General features: G+C 56.1%; 10 protein-coding genes. 6 read left to right on the forward strand and 4 right to left on the reverse strand.

The window, feature by feature from the left end; translation table 11 throughout:
- Positions 1 to 107 precede the first annotated feature (107 nt).
- From ABD931_RS09075 to ABD931_RS09090, 4 genes are all read right to left on the reverse strand, one after another.
- Positions 108 to 488 carry a hypothetical protein gene (locus tag ABD931_RS09075; protein ID WP_345266188.1) on the reverse strand — a complete coding sequence of 127 codons (381 nt, stop codon included), beginning with the start codon at positions 486 to 488 and terminating at the stop codon, positions 108 to 110.
- Complete coding sequence (locus ABD931_RS09080; RefSeq protein ID WP_345266190.1) at positions 442 to 582, reverse strand: hypothetical protein; 141 nt, start codon at positions 580 to 582, stop codon at positions 442 to 444. Before ABD931_RS09080 ends, ABD931_RS09075 begins: the two co-directional genes overlap by 47 nt.
- An 83-nt stretch (positions 583 to 665) precedes the next feature.
- Positions 666 to 3146 (reverse strand): TonB-dependent receptor, encoded by a 2481-nt coding sequence (locus ABD931_RS09085; RefSeq protein ID WP_345266192.1) that lies wholly within the window; start codon positions 3144 to 3146, stop codon positions 666 to 668.
- A 148-nt stretch (positions 3147 to 3294) separates the two neighbouring features.
- Positions 3295 to 5214 (reverse strand): histidinol-phosphatase, encoded by a 1920-nt coding sequence (locus ABD931_RS09090; protein WP_345266194.1) that lies wholly within the window; start codon positions 5212 to 5214, stop codon positions 3295 to 3297.
- Between the two features lie 134 nt (positions 5215 to 5348).
- Here ABD931_RS09090 and ABD931_RS09095 point away from each other — a divergent pair, with 134 nt between their 5' ends.
- The 6 genes from ABD931_RS09095 to ABD931_RS09120 all read left to right on the forward strand — a co-directional run bounded on the left by ABD931_RS09095 (position 5349) and on the right by ABD931_RS09120 (position 14647).
- Positions 5349 to 6104 (forward strand): DUF937 domain-containing protein, encoded by a 756-nt coding sequence (locus ABD931_RS09095; RefSeq protein WP_345266195.1) that lies wholly within the window; start codon positions 5349 to 5351, stop codon positions 6102 to 6104.
- Between the two features lie 57 nt (positions 6105 to 6161).
- On the forward strand, positions 6162 to 6920 hold the full coding sequence (locus ABD931_RS09100; RefSeq protein ID WP_345266197.1) for an RNA polymerase sigma-70 factor: 759 nt from the start codon (positions 6162 to 6164) through the stop codon (positions 6918 to 6920).
- 36 nt (positions 6921 to 6956) lie between these two features.
- Complete coding sequence (locus ABD931_RS09105; RefSeq protein WP_345266199.1) at positions 6957 to 7976, forward strand: FecR family protein; 1020 nt, start codon at positions 6957 to 6959, stop codon at positions 7974 to 7976.
- 12 nt (positions 7977 to 7988) lie between these two features.
- Positions 7989 to 11444, forward strand: coding sequence for a SusC/RagA family TonB-linked outer membrane protein (locus ABD931_RS09110; RefSeq protein WP_345266201.1), 3456 nt, complete (start codon positions 7989 to 7991; stop codon positions 11442 to 11444).
- Between the two features lie 14 nt (positions 11445 to 11458).
- The gene (locus ABD931_RS09115) at positions 11459 to 12889 is read left to right on the forward strand and encodes a RagB/SusD family nutrient uptake outer membrane protein (RefSeq protein WP_345266203.1); all 1431 of its coding nucleotides are present in this window, start codon (positions 11459 to 11461) and stop codon (positions 12887 to 12889) included.
- An 81-nt stretch (positions 12890 to 12970) separates the two neighbouring features.
- Positions 12971 to 14647 carry an FAD-dependent oxidoreductase gene (locus tag ABD931_RS09120; RefSeq protein WP_345266205.1) on the forward strand — a complete coding sequence of 559 codons (1677 nt, stop codon included), beginning with the start codon at positions 12971 to 12973 and terminating at the stop codon, positions 14645 to 14647.
- Positions 14648 to 14652: the final 5 nt, after the last annotated feature.

Here is a 14652-nt window from a genome sequence, read left to right on the forward strand (position 1 = left end):
ACCTCTCCCTTTCGTGGTTTCGATAAGTTGCTTTGCCGGAACAAACAAACGATCAGCGTCAAGTACGCATCACAGACAGGCAGCGTTGCGTATACCGGCACTTTTAATCAGGCCGGAAGGCACACGAAAAACGTGGCGTCCTGGCCCGGCCGGCTGGTGGCGGTGATGTAGCCCGCCTGAAGAAGCTTGAGCGCATTGCTGAGCAGGTTCTTGAAAAGTTGCCGCAACTGCGCTATCCGCCGGATCATGTCGGCACCGTTCTCACCGATCAGCGGGGCAAATTCGGCCTGCAGCAAATCTCCAAACTGCTGAATTTTTCGCAGCGGCTCCTGCAGGTCGTGGCTGGCTACGTAGGCAATCTGCTGGAGGTTATTGTTAGACAGTCGCAGGTTTAGGTTGGTCTGTTCTATACGTTGCAGGCTGAGCTGGTTGGCGGTGATATCACTGACCGTTGGGTCGCCAGACCATCTTATACCGCTGCGGTACACCGGTTTCAGCTACTTCCGCAAAGCGGTCAAAGGTACCGTTTATCCGGTCTTCGGGAAACCCATCAGACGCCGGCCGCCCGACCACCTCATGCATGGGTCTCTCAGTATGGGTAGGTAAAAGATACCCACTATCGGTAAAAATACCAACAAATTACCGGTTGGTTTACCGTCTGGCCCTTAACTCTGCTTGCCGTCGTCATTGGCTATTTTCTTCCGGTTGCGGTCGGGGGTGGTACCCATTTTGCCGAACCGCCAGTTGACCGACAGCCGGATATTGCGGATAACATTGTAGTTGGTGGCGTCGGTGATGAAGGTGTTGGTCCGGAACTCGTTGTCGATGACGTTATAGCGTCGGAAGGGGTTCTCGAAATTGGCCGTAGCCGTTACGTTCTGCTTCTTGAACTCTTTCCGGGCCGAGAAGCCATAGTAATAAAAACTCGACGATTGTCCCTGCAACTGAATCCGGCGCGAGTTGAAGGAGCCGTTGGCCTGCAGGCTGAAATGATTGGGCAGTTGCAGCGAGGTATTCAGGTTGAAGCGGTAGCTGATGTTTTCGTTTTCGACCTGCAGCGCCGGGCTGTTCAGGAGGTTATAGTTTACACCTACCGAACTGTTGATGTTCCACTGCTTCACGGGGCGGACAGAGCCGAAAATCGTTACCCCATAGGTCGCATTCTGGGCGATGTTGCGGAAGGTGCTGCTGGATACGCCACTGGTATCGACCGTGGTGACGCGCTCGATGGCGTTGTTGGTTTGCCGGCTAAACACCATCGCGTTGAATGAAGAGCCGTTGGGCGTATAAGCACTGTACGATAACTCTACGGAGTGGGCCAGTTCGGGGTCCAGATAGGGGTTACCCGATGAGATGTTTTTCGGGTCGGCGTAGTTGACGTAGGGGTTCAGGTAGAAGATAGACGGCCGCTGAATGCGCTGGCTGTAGTTGAGCCGCAGCCGGTGGCTGTCGCTGAAGCGTTTAGAAAGGGTAAGGTTTGGCAGAAAGTTCTGGTAGCGGTCGGCAAACCGGGTTTGGGTGGAGATAAAGTTGGCGTCGATGTCGGTCATTTCAAACCGGCCGCCCAGGTTGAGTCCCCACCGTTTATCTGTCCGCATCCGGAACGAGGCATATGATGACCACACTACCTGCTGGTACTCGAAACTATTGGCGCGGCTGGGGTCTTCCTGAAAATCCAGGCTGCCGTCAAGTGCATTTTCCAACAGGTAGTTACTGGACACATCGCGCCGGATGGCCTTCAGACCCACTTCCAGCAGGCGCCGGGTTTCGGTCGAAAACGAGTGCGTATAATCCGTCTGGATGGTGAGCTCGTTCTGCCAGTTGTCGTTCGTGTTGCGTTCGCGGTAGTTGATTACCTCACTTTCCGGCAGGGGGTATTGGGTCAGGTTATAATTGCTGTGGTTGTCGTTGCGGTTGTATTGGGCCAGAAAGGTATACTCCTGATCCGGGCGTTTGAACGTCCTGGTGTAGTTAAAGTTGACGTCCATATGCGTGTTATCGTTTTCGCTGTTGGTATACCGCCGGAACTCCTGCGGATTAGCCGAGATAACCCGCGTATCCCGCGTTGAAAATGTATTCCGGCCGTCACCCCCGAAGGAAGCATCCACGCCGATGCGGTTGGTCGAGTCCAGTTCGTAGTCGATATTGACCGAGCCAAACCCGGAATTTCCCCGGTTGCGGTACCGGTTGTTTTGTTCTACAACGCTGATGACCTGCCCTTCGCGCAGGTTTTGCCGCACCGACTCCGAGCCACCGTAGTAGTTGTTGCGGTTGCCCCCGCCATAACCGGCAACGCTCAGCTTGCCTTGCTTGTAGTTGACATTGCCGCTCAGTCTGTTCGACCGGCTGCCGACCGAGGCATTGACCCCGCCCGTTAACCCCTGTAGCTGATTTTTGGTGATGATGTTAATGACCCCCGCCGTACCTTCGGCATCGTATTTGGCGGACGGAGCCGTAATCACCTCCACTGATTTAATTACCTCTGCCGGTATCATTTGCAGGGCTTCGCTGACGCTCCGGGCCATGATGCTCGATGGCTTGTTGTTGATCAGTACCTTGATGCTGGTGCTGCCTTTCAGGGTAATGGTGCCGTCGGGGTCGACAGTCAGCATCGGCACTTTTTTCATCACGTCGATGGCCGTGCCGCCCGTATTCGACAGGTCTTTCTCGGCATTGTATACCAGCCGGTCTTCTTTATCTTCGATGAGCGCTTTCTGCCCCGTCACCACCACTTCGGTCAGCGTCTGGGTATTGGCCTGTACCGCCAGCGAACCCAGCGACACATCCGGTTTTTCGACGCTGACGGAGACGTTGTCGATCATCCGGCTGTCGTAACCGACAAAGCTAATCATTACCCGGTACTGCCCGTAGGTAACCTGATTGATGGTAAAGCGGCCATTTTCGTCGGAGTTCGTGCCGCCAATGGGCTTGCCGGTAACCGGGTCGAGCAGGGCTACGGTGGCAAACTCAACCGGTTTGCTGGTGGTGGCGTCGGTGATGGTGCCGGTAATTTTACCTTTGGCCGAAGTTGGGGCAGGCGCGTTTGTCTGGCCTGGCGTCGGGGGGGGCTGAGCCGGTATGGTCTGGGCCAGGGCTGATACACTCAGGCCAAAGCCGGCCAGGAACGAAAATAGAGAGAACTTCATACGTCAGGGAGAACCGATGTGGTCGGCCAAACGGCCATTTTGGATCAGGAAACCAGCGGGGCATACTAAGCCGCCAATGTCCATATAAGCAGAGGAGCAGGTATACTTACTCAAAAAATGAGTGAACAGCTACGAAAGATCAAACTCGTCATTTGGCGCTATCCTGAAGTAAATAATCCCGGACCAGCGTCAACTGGTCCGTATTCAGAAAATCGACACCGGCCTCCCGCAGTTTGGCCCAGACCGCCGGGTCTTCGGGACTGGCCCAGAGCCGGAGCTTTTTGCCTTCCCGGTGGGCGCGGTCGGCCAACTGGCGCAGTTTCTGGAATTGGTCGGCGGGTATATCGCCTTTTCCCCGCCAGGAGAGCTGGTTGGAGTAGGCATCGCTGATGATTGGCATCAGGGCCGGGCTGTATCTTTTGCCCAGATCGGCCGGACGGCCGTCTATGGCCAGCAGCCGGTTCTTCGTCTTTACTACGGTTTGTACCGGCCGGTTGCCCGATAAGACTACCGTAATCGGGCCTTTGTTGGTGGCTAACAGGGGGCGATACCGCTGCAACACAGCCTCTATGGCCCGGTAGGTACTATCGGCCTGGGTTTTGGCGTCGATCATCAGGTAAAAGGGTCCGTTGTAGTCCGTCAGTACCCGGCCCCCGTTTTGCCGGATGCGCTCGGCCAGGGGCTTGAGGTACAGCGCTTCCAGCGTGGCGGCTGGATTCCGGATCGACGGGCGGTCGTGGGCTACGTACAGCGTATCGCCAATGAGGTGTACGTCGGCCTCAAGGCTGGTAAAGCCGTGATCCAGCGCATCCCATAGCGGTCGGGATTGCCCGTAGTCGTTATGCGCGTGGGCATTCGGCAGGGCCACCACACCCGCAACGGAGGATGGTACGTATGCCTGAGCAATCGGCTGGGTCCAGGCCATTTCGACATCGCCCGGCATAAACGGGTTAAACTTGGGCGTGTTGGAAATAACTCTGGCCCGAACCAGCCAGACATCGGCCGGCAGGGTATAGCGGGCGGTGGTGTCGGCCACTTCCCGAAGGATCTCCGCCCGTTCGTTGCCCTTTCGAACGCCGATAAACTGAATCCGGTAGCTGGTTTTGGGCGTTGCTTTGATCCGGACGGTAAGTGTATTGGCGCTTTGGGGTAGCTGCTTTAGCTCTACGCCCGTAGTGGCATAAAACCGGCCGGCCTCCAGCGCTTCAATCAAGGCCTTTGGGGTTAGTTCCGGTGCATTCACCATCACCCAGGCCCGGCCGCTATTGCTGTAGGTCGGCCCGAAAAACGAATAATTGTGGCTATCATCGGTGGCCAGTCCGTACATGAACGGACGCCCCTGCCGCAGAAAATGAAAGTTAATCTTATCCCACATCACCTCGGTACTGTCGTGGGTAGCGTCGCCGTAATTGTTGACCATTGGGTGGCCGTTGAATACCTCGAAAAAACGCTCGTGCCGGAGCTGCATCAGGTCCTGCGCGGTGATGGCGTAGTAGAAGTTCGGGTGGTTGATGTGTGAGAACATCGGCTGACCGGTCTGCCGCCGTTGGGCCACCACCAGGTCGATGTTGTTCTGCATTACCTCGGCCACGCTATTGCCGGGTTGGGGGCGGATCAGGCTCTGTACGTTCGTGACGTTGAGGTGAATGGGTTTGCCCTGAAAGCCGGTCGATACCTCCTCGCTTTTCAGAATCAGGAATTTGCCCGGCTCTTCGAAGTGGCTCCGGTAGTCGCTGAGGTTTTTGAGCCGGACCGTCAGCGAGTCGTTCGGCCCCTGACGGTAGGTGACCCAATCGGGTCCGAAGGTTTGCAGGTAGCGGGCAAATACCTGCCGGCGGTCTTTCTGGCGGGGGACAGTTATCCATTTTTCGCCTTCCTGGAGAATGTTATGGTCTGATAATCCCACAAACTGGTAGCCATTGGCCTTGTACCAGCTCATAATCATTTCGGGGTAGTCGTCGCCGTCGCTCCAGAGCGAGTGGGTATGCAGGTTGCCTTTGTACCAGTGCTGGGCGAATAGGGGAGAAAGACCGTAGAGGAACAGCAGCAGGGAGAAGAAAAGTCGCATGGGAGAGGGCGATTATGGTTGTTGGATGTACCTGCCGTAAAATAACCTATAAAAACTGTTGGCGGCAAAGCGGGTTGTCCGAATACATGTCATATATCGCTATGCTGCCGCAGAACCCGACACAAAACTGACCTATGGCGACAACAACCCTGGAGCCGGTGAAGGCCCTTTTCACCACGGCTATTATTGATCGGTTAAGTCCGAAACTCGACGAAAAGCCGGAGAACGTGCGCAACGCACTGGACCTGCTGGTGCCGGCCGTTACGGGCGCGGTGACCAGCCGGGCCGATGGCGATGCCCTGACCAAACTATACACCTGGGCGAGAGACTGGTCTCATCAATTCGATATTTCTCACCTGGCCAATCATAATGATGCCCGGCAGAACGTGGCCGAACAGGGCCGTCAGTTTCTGGAGAGTCTGGTAGGACTACCGGTGAGCGGACTGATCAATACCACCTCCGAACTTAGTGGCGTTCGGTACACGTCGGCGGCCGGTCTGATGGGGCTGGTGGGGGCTGCGGTACTAAGTTTTCTACACAACCAGATTGATAAACGGCAACTGACCAAAGCGCAGATCGGCGATTTGCTGCGCAGCGAAACCGACCATATAGCCGAACAGGTTCCGGACCGCTTAACTGAGGCCGTACCTGACCTGCTTGTTGAGCCGGATAGTGGTTTGGGAAACAAGAATACCTCCAGGCCACCGGAGCCGGTGAAGATGCAGTTGTCCAGAAAAGAATTCGATCGCATGTTTCTGTGGCTGATCGGGGTCATTCTGCTGCTGGTAATGCTGCTGGACACGGTGCGTACCTGTAGCACTACCAAAGAAAAACAGGCAGAAGCCGCTCAGGAAACTACCCAGCTCTACAAAGCTGCAAATTATTTTTAACTCCGATGGTGGATTTATAGTGCAAACTTGTCTCTAGATTGTCATAAATCTAACGACATGTCTGCCGACTCATCACCAACCCGGCTTTCCCAGAATACTCATTCGCCCAACCGGTCGGAAAAGGAATTCAAAGAGCCTGCTATTCCGGCAGAGCCCTTTGCGTCACCCCAACCCCCAGACCGGGTCCATCCAGACCGGGTCCATCCAGACCGGGTCCATCCAGACCGGGTCCATCCAGACCGGGAGTTTTTTATCCGGCAGGCTTTTGGGCATGATCCCCGACGCGGCTGCGAACAGTTGTTCCGGCAGTACTATGCTCCTCTTTGCAGCCATGCTATCCGGTTTGTGCACAACCGGGAGGTGGCCGAAGACCTGGTCGCCGACGTATTCTATGCTTTTTACACACAGGAGCTCCACCGCCAGATTACCACATCGTATCGTTCGTATCTCTTCCGGGCGGTGCGCAACCGGGCGTATAACTATATCAGGTGGGATTTGAGCCGCCAGGAACCCCTCCTCACTGATGCCGATTGGGCTGATGCTGAAGCAGCCCAACCTGATCACCTGATGGTGCAGGATGAATTCTATCTTGCTCTGGAAGAGGCCATCGGACAGTTACCTCCGCAACGGCAGAAAGTCTTGCTGCTAAGCCGGTTTGAAGGCAAAAAACAGAAAGAGATTGCTGATGAACTGAGCCTGGCCCCCAAAACGGTAGAAAATCACCTGCTCCGGGCGCTGGCAACCCTACGAACAATCCTGACAGAGAAAAATCTGCTGTTGGTGCTGCTGCTGCCAGGCTGCACGCTATTCCGGTAAACTTGATCCATATTTGACGTTACGCACTTCACTGTCATGACAGTAACTAAGGAATTACTACGAACTTACTTCTCCGGTCAGGCTACTCCGTTTCAGAAACAAATGATTGCCGACTGGCTGAAGCAACCGGCCAACCAGGAGTTGTATTTCGACTGGCTGGAGGAGTGGGAACGCCGGGTACCACAGTACGCGCCGGATGTCGATACGGCCGTTGACCGTTTCCGGCAACGTTTAGACGGGCAGCACCTGCCTGCCTCCGCTCCTGAACAGGTTTCTGATTCGGGCCAACGTATGCCCGGCCGCCAATTCTGGAGCCGGATGTGGTGGGTAGCCGCCGGTACCGTACTGATTGTAGGCCTGCTCGGTTATATAGCGCAGGACTACATCTGGTACAAAACCTACGCCACCGACTACGGGCAGACCTACGCCCTGGTGCTGCCCGACGGCTCGGCCGTGACGCTGAACGGGCATTCAAGTCTATGGGTGCCCCGCTTCGGCTTTGGTGAGTCGCTCCGGCGGGTGCGGTTATCAGGGGAAGCGGTCTTTGACGTGAAGCATACCGTCTCCAGCCAGCGCTTTGTGGTGCATACGCTCAACAACCTCGATGTAGAAGTATTAGGTACCGAGTTCTCAGTCAATACCCGGCCGTACGGCACCCAGGTGGCGCTGAATCGGGGTAAAGTCAAACTACACTACCAGGATACCGACCGGCAGGAGCGGCAACTGGTGATGAAGCCCGGTGATTGGATAGCGGTGGATGAGCAGGGAGCGCTGAAACGCGGCAGCCACAAAGACGCGAAACAATTTGCCGCCTGGCGGGAGCAGCGTTTTGAATTCGATAATACCCCGCTCCAGGAGGTAATCACGATGCTTAACGAAACCTACGGGTACACCATAAAACTCGCTGACGATAAGCTGGCAACCCGCACGCTGACCGGCACCTTTCGCGCCCGTACGCCCGAGGATCTGCTCGAAGCCCTGGCTCAGCTGCTCGACCTGCGCATGGAGCGCCAGAACAAGACAATCGTGCTCTCAACCCCTGTAACCAATCTATAACCTTAGTTCATAATGAGACGAACATTACCCTTAGCCCTGGCAACCGGACTGCTGCTGGCGGGTTTGCCGCCGGCAGTCACGGGCCAGACCCTGGCCTTTGCGCAGCCTAAAAAGCGTGCAGCTGAATCAGTGCGCTCTGCCAGGGCGCAGTCGCTGAAGCAGGTACTGCTGGACCTGAAGAATCAGTACGGCGTCGACATTCTGTTCGAAGAAACTGTCGTAGGTGACCGGTCGACCACCGTATCGGTAAATCCTAAAGCCAAACTGGAAGTAAATCTGGGCGCCTTGCTGGAGCCGCAGGGCCTGTATTTCCGGAAGCTCCGCCCGGATGCGTACCTGATTGTAGCGGCAAAACCAGAGCCGAAGTCAACAAGTCAGGTGGCTACTCCGGCCACCATTCCGGCGTCGGCCAGCAGCGCTATCGAATCGGGATTGAGTCCGCTTTCTATAGATCGGGAAGTGGTTTTGACTGTCGCTGAGGTCCGGGTGTCGGGCCGGGTTACGGCCGAAAGCGGGGAAGCTATGCCGGGCGTAAGCGTGGTGCTGAAAGGCACTACCCGCGGTACCACAACTGACCCGAACGGCCGCTATCAACTCAACGTACCCGACCGGAACGCCGTACTGGTATTCAGTTTTGTTGGGTACACCAGCCAGGAGATCACCGTAGGCAGCCGGTCGACGCTGGATGTGCAACTGGCGGCCGATACCCGCTCGCTGAATGAGGTAGTTGTTATCGGCTACGGAACCCAAAAGAAAAGTGACCTGACCGGCGCGGTTTCTACGGTACCCGTTGATGAAATCCGCAAAGTGGCCGTAACGTCACTGGACCAGGCGCTGCAGGGCCGGGCGGCCGGGGTGCAGATCACCCAGAACTCGGGTGCGCCCGGCGGAACAACCACCATCCGGATTCGGGGGGGCAACTCTATCCAGGGGGATAACGAGCCGCTTTATGTCATCGACGGGATTCCTTTCAAAAACGACGGAGCCGGTAGCGGGTCCAGCTTCAACGTGCTGAGTACGCTGAATCCGAGCGATATTGAATCAATATCGGTCCTGAAAGATGCTTCCTCAACAGCCATCTATGGGTCACGCGGAGCCAATGGTGTGGTGATCATCACCACCAGGCGGGGTAAGGCGGGCCGGTCGGCCATTAACCTGGAAACATACTACGGTGTGCAGCAGGTACGGCGTAAATATCCGGTGCTGAACGCCCGCGAGTACGCGCAGTTTGTGAACGATGCCAACACCAACGAAGGGCGGGCGGCCGTGTACACCCCGGCGCAGGTAGAGGCTTTCGGCGCGGGCACCGACTGGCAGGATGAAATTTTCCGCTCTGCTCCGATTTCCAATTACCAGCTATCGATGAGCGGGGGCGATGAGCGTACCCAATATGCCATTGCGGGCGGGTACTTCAACCAGCAGGGTATTGTGGTCAACTCCGACTTTGAACGTTACTCGTTCCGGCTGAATCTGGACCGGAAGCTGACCAGTAAAATCAAGATTGGCAACAGCCTGACCGTGAACCGGACCAAGACCAACCAATCCCGCACCGACGGTGATCTGGGCAGTGCCGGTCTGGTTACCATGGCGGCTTTGCAGTTTCCGCCCATCCTGCCTGTTTACAACCCAGACGGGTCCTACCTGATTACCAATCCTGCGCTGAGCTTTACGGCCGACAACCCGGTAGCGCTGGCGCGTGAAAGTAAGAACCTCAATACCGCTTACCGCATCTTTGGCAACGTGTTTGGCGAATACCAGATCATCGATGGTTTAACCCTGAAGGTCCTGCTGGGTTTAGATGCTATTCTGCAAAAACAGGATTCATACCTGCCCCGCAGCGTATCCAGTGGGCTGGCGCAGGGCGGGGTGGCCTCGCTGACCAACCGGCAGTCGGCCACCTGGCTGAACGAAAACCTGCTGACCTATAACAAAACCATTGGCGAAGTACACAGCATCGGGGCCCTGATCGGTTATACGCAACAGGCAAACCGGTCGGAAGCCAATACCGCAGCTTCCCGCAACTTCGTGAACGATAACCTGGGCACGGGTAACCTGGGAGCGGGTTCGGTGGCGCTGGTGCCATCGTCCAGCATCGGCACGTGGGGGCTTGAGTCATACCTGGCGCGGGTTAATTACGGCTACCGCGACCGGTACCTGATTACGGCTTCGTTCCGGGCCGATGGCTCCTCGCGATTCGGAACCAACAAGCGGTTTGGTTACTTCCCCTCGGCGGCCGTAGCCTGGCGGGTTTCCGAAGAGGATTTTCTGAAAAATGTCTCTGCCCTGAGCGATCTGAAGCTACGGGCCACCTACGGCTTAACCGGTAACCAGGACGGTATCGGTAACTATCCGGCGTATTCGCTGCTGAGCACCCAGAATTATGTATTCGGCAATGCCGTATCGACCGGTATTGGCCCCAGCCAGATTGCCAACCCCGACCTGTCCTGGGAAACAACCGCCCAGGCCGATTTTGGTATTGATCTGGGCTTGCTCAACAACCGGATTACGCTGACCGCTGATTTTTACCAGAAGCGGACACGCGATCTGCTGCTGAACGTGACCATTCCGAGTACGTCGGGTTTTTCGAGCGCCATCAAAAACCTGGGTAAAGTCCAGAACAAAGGCGTAGAACTTAGCATTTCGTCGCGCAACATCGATGAGGCCTTTAAGTGGAATACGGACGTGAACGTTGCGCTGAACCGGAATAAGGTCCTCGACATTGGCGGGGCTCCGCAAATTTTTGCCGGTCAGGTGGCCAACATCGCGCAGAATGTCAATTCGGGCATTATCCGGGTAGGAGAGCCGCTGGGATCGTTCTATGGCTACGTGACCAATGGCCTGTATCAATCAGCCGATGAACTGGTGGCGCTGGCAGATGCGCAGGCTCGCAAGCCGGGTGACCGCAAGTACCTCGACCTGAACGGAGATAAGAAAATTGATGATAATGACCGGACCATCATCGGCCGGGCACAGCCTAAATTCATCGGCGGTATCAACAACACCTTCTCCTACAAAGGCTTCGAGCTAACCGCCTTTTTCCAGGGCGTATACGGTAACCAGATTCTGAATGCCAACCGCTTTGAACTGGAATACCTGAACGGCACCAACAATCAGGACATCGATATGCTAAACCGGTGGACGCCTACCAACACGAATACGGATATTCCACGGGCGTCGACCACCCGCCCGGCCAACCGCATCTCGACGCGGCAGATCGAAGACGGCTCGTACCTGCGGCTGAAGAACCTGCAACTGGCGTATAATTTGCCGGCACCGGCACTCGGTGCGCTTAAAATTAGCTCGCTGCGAGTGTACGCTACTGCCCAGAATTTCCTGACCTGGACGAAGTACTCCGGCTACGATCCGGAGGTAAACCGGTTTGGGCAGGACAGCCGCAGCCAGGGTTTCGACTATGCCAGTTACCCCGCAGCCAGGACCTGGATGCTTGGGCTTAATGTTGGTTTCTAATCCATTCTGACCTCATGAAAAAGATTCTTATAGCAGGCTTTTTACTAGCGTTCTCCATAACGGGTTGCGAGGTGCTTGACCAAACCCCCGAATCGAGCTTTACGCCCGACAACTTTTACCGCAACGCCGATGATGCCAAAGCGGCCGTCAGCGCCGTATACGACCCGCTGAATACCTCCAATATGTACGGGCAGGTCATGTGGATATTGCAGGACCAGGCCACTGATGATGCCGAATGGGGGGGAGGCCGCTCGACGGCAAACCAGGCCAAAAACGACCTTGACAAACATACCTTTACGCCCGCTACCAGTACGTTTCAGTCGCTGTGGACCACGGTGTACCAGGGCATCAACCGGGCTAATGCCGTTATTGAGCGGGTGCCTCCAATTGCTATGGATGAAACCCTGAAGGCCCGGTACATTGCCGAAGCTACGTTCATGCGGGGCTTCTACTACTTTACGCTGGTTCGGCTGTTCGGTGGGGTGCCGCTGATGCTGAAAGAAACGACATCGCTCAATAATCTGGCCGTATCACGGGCGTCGGTTGATGAAGTATATAACCAGGTCATCAAGGATTTTACGGATGCCGAAAGCGTGTTGCCGGCCTCGTATACGGTGGCAGATCGCGGCCGGGCTACTAAGGGAGCTGCTTCGGCGTTTTTAGCTAAAGTGTATTTAACCCGAAAAGACTGGGCTAAAGCAGCCGCCAAGGCTAAAGAGGTGATTGACTCCGGTGTGTACGATCTGTGGGCCAACTTTTCGGAGGCTTTCCTGATTGCCAACAAAAACGGCAAGGAAGCCGTATTCGAGATGCAGGCGCTGGGTGGTGGTTTCGGGGAAGGCAGTCTGATGCAGGGCTATATGCGTCCGCCGTTTGACCGGGTCAATGGCGTTGCCGGCTTCGGTGATGATCCGGTGACTGAAAACCTGTATAAAGCCTACAAACCGGAAGACAAACGGCGCGATGTGACCATTAAGCTGTATTCGGCCACTACCACGCCGGCGGCTCCGGCCAGCGTAGCTTATCCGGCTTACGTGTATAAGTATCTGGACCCGTCGGCGACCTCAAACGGAGAAGGCAGTAATAACTACCCCATTATCCGCTACGCCGATGTGCTGCTGATGTACGCCGAAGCCCTTAATGAACTAAACGGACCAACACCGGAAGCGTACGCAGCCGTGAACCGCCTGCGCAAACGCGCCGGCCTGCCCGACCTGGCTGACCTGACAAAAGACCGGTTCCGCGATGCCGTGCTGCTCGAACGGCGGCTCGAACTGGCGTTTGAGGGCCACCGCTGGTATGATTTGGCGCGTACGGGTCGGCTGATCGAAGCCATTAAAGCGCAGAACCCGACCATTGTTGTGCCGGCCAACCATAGTCTGTTCCCCATTCCTCAAAGTGAGATTGACGTAAATCCGCAGTTGACCCAGAACCCTGGCTATTAGGAATTAGCGTTCGGCTGCTTTCTGTGTCAGGTACGCTAGTGCCGTTCAGTCAGCAGCCGAACAGTTTTTTATTGATCCCTTATGAGACGAAAGACATTTTTACCAATACTGCTTGGCTCTGTCATTCTGACGAGCTTCTCTGCCCCCCATCATTCAGGTGAAAACCGGCGGGCTGCGGTTCGGCGGGCCGATGTGATTATTTACGGCGGAACCTCGGCTGCGGTGACGGCGGCTGTGCAGGTCAAAAAGATGGGTAAATCCGTCATTGTGGTTTCTCCCGACAAGCACCTGGGCGGGTTGTCATCGGGCGGCCTGGGCTTTACCGATACCGGTAATAAGGAGGTTATTGGCGGCTTGTCGCGGGAGTTTTACCAGCGCTTGTACCAGCACTACCAGCAGGATGCCTCCTGGAAGTGGCAGAAGCGGGAGGAATACGGCAACAAAGGGCAGGGAACGCCGGCCATTGACGGCAATGCCCGTACCATGTGGATCTTTGAGCCCCACGCAGCCGAGAAGGTGTTTGAAGACTTTATCCGGGAGAATCAGATTACCGTCTACCGCGACGAGTGGCTCGACCGGGCCGCTAGTGGCGTGCAGAAGCGCAACGGTGCTATCCGTCAGTTTCGGACCCTGAGCGGCAATGTCTACGAAGGGCAGATGTTCATTGATGCCACCTACGAAGGCGACCTGATGGCGGCCGCTGGGGTAAAGTACCACGTGGGGCGGGAGGCCAACAGCGTTTACGGCGAAACCTGGAACGGCGTGCAGCCCGATGCCCGGCACCACGGCCATTTCTTCAAGGCACAGATCAGTCCGTATAAAGTGCCCGGCGACCCCAAAAGTGGACTGCTGCCGGAGGTCTCGGCCACCGGTCCGGGCGAGAAAGGCATGGGCGATAACAAAATTCAGGCCTACTGTTTCCGCATGTGCCTGAGCAACCACCCCGATAATCGGATTCCTTTCCCTAAGCCAGATGGCTACGACCCCGCCAGGTATGAGTTGATGGCGCGGGTGTTTGCAAGCGGCTGGCGCGAAACCTACAACAAGTTTGACCCCATCCCGAACCGGAAGACCGATACCAACAACCATGGCCCGTTTAGCACCGACTATCTGGGTAAGAACTACGACTATCCCGAAGCTACCTACGAACGCCGGAAAGCGATCATTAAAGACCATGAGCGCTACCAGAAGGGGCTGATGTACTTTTTGCAAAATGATCCCAGCATCCCCGCCGATGTGCAGACGGAGATGAAGAAGTGGGGTTTGGCCAAAGACGAGTTTACCGATAATGGCAACTGGCCGCACCAGATCTACGTCCGCGAAGCCCGGCGTATGCTGGGCATGTTTGTGATGAAAGAAGCGGACGCCCTGGGTAAAACCAACGTGCCGAATCCCGTTGGAATGGGCTCTTACGCGCTGGACGCGCACAACGCGCAACGCTACGTGACCAAAGATGGGTACGTACAGAACGAGGGCGACATCGGCGTGCATCCCGACCGGCCGTATTCCATTGCCTACGGCTCCATTCTGCCCAAAGAGCAGGAATGCCGTAACCTGCTGGTGCCGGTTTGCGTATCCAGTTCACATATTGCCTACGGGTCTATTCGTATGGAGCCCGTGTTCATGATTCTGGGGCAGTCGGCGGCAACGGCGGCTGTGCTGGCTATCGAAAATAACGTAACTCCGCAGCAACTGCCCTACGAAAAACTCCGCGCCGTGCTGCTCAAAGACGGTCAGCGGCTGGAGTTGCAGCAATAAAATAT

Origin of the sequence: Nibrella viscosa (assembly GCF_039541875.1) — a bacterium.
Classification (GTDB): Bacteria; Bacteroidota; Bacteroidia; order Cytophagales; family Spirosomataceae; genus Nibrella; species Nibrella viscosa.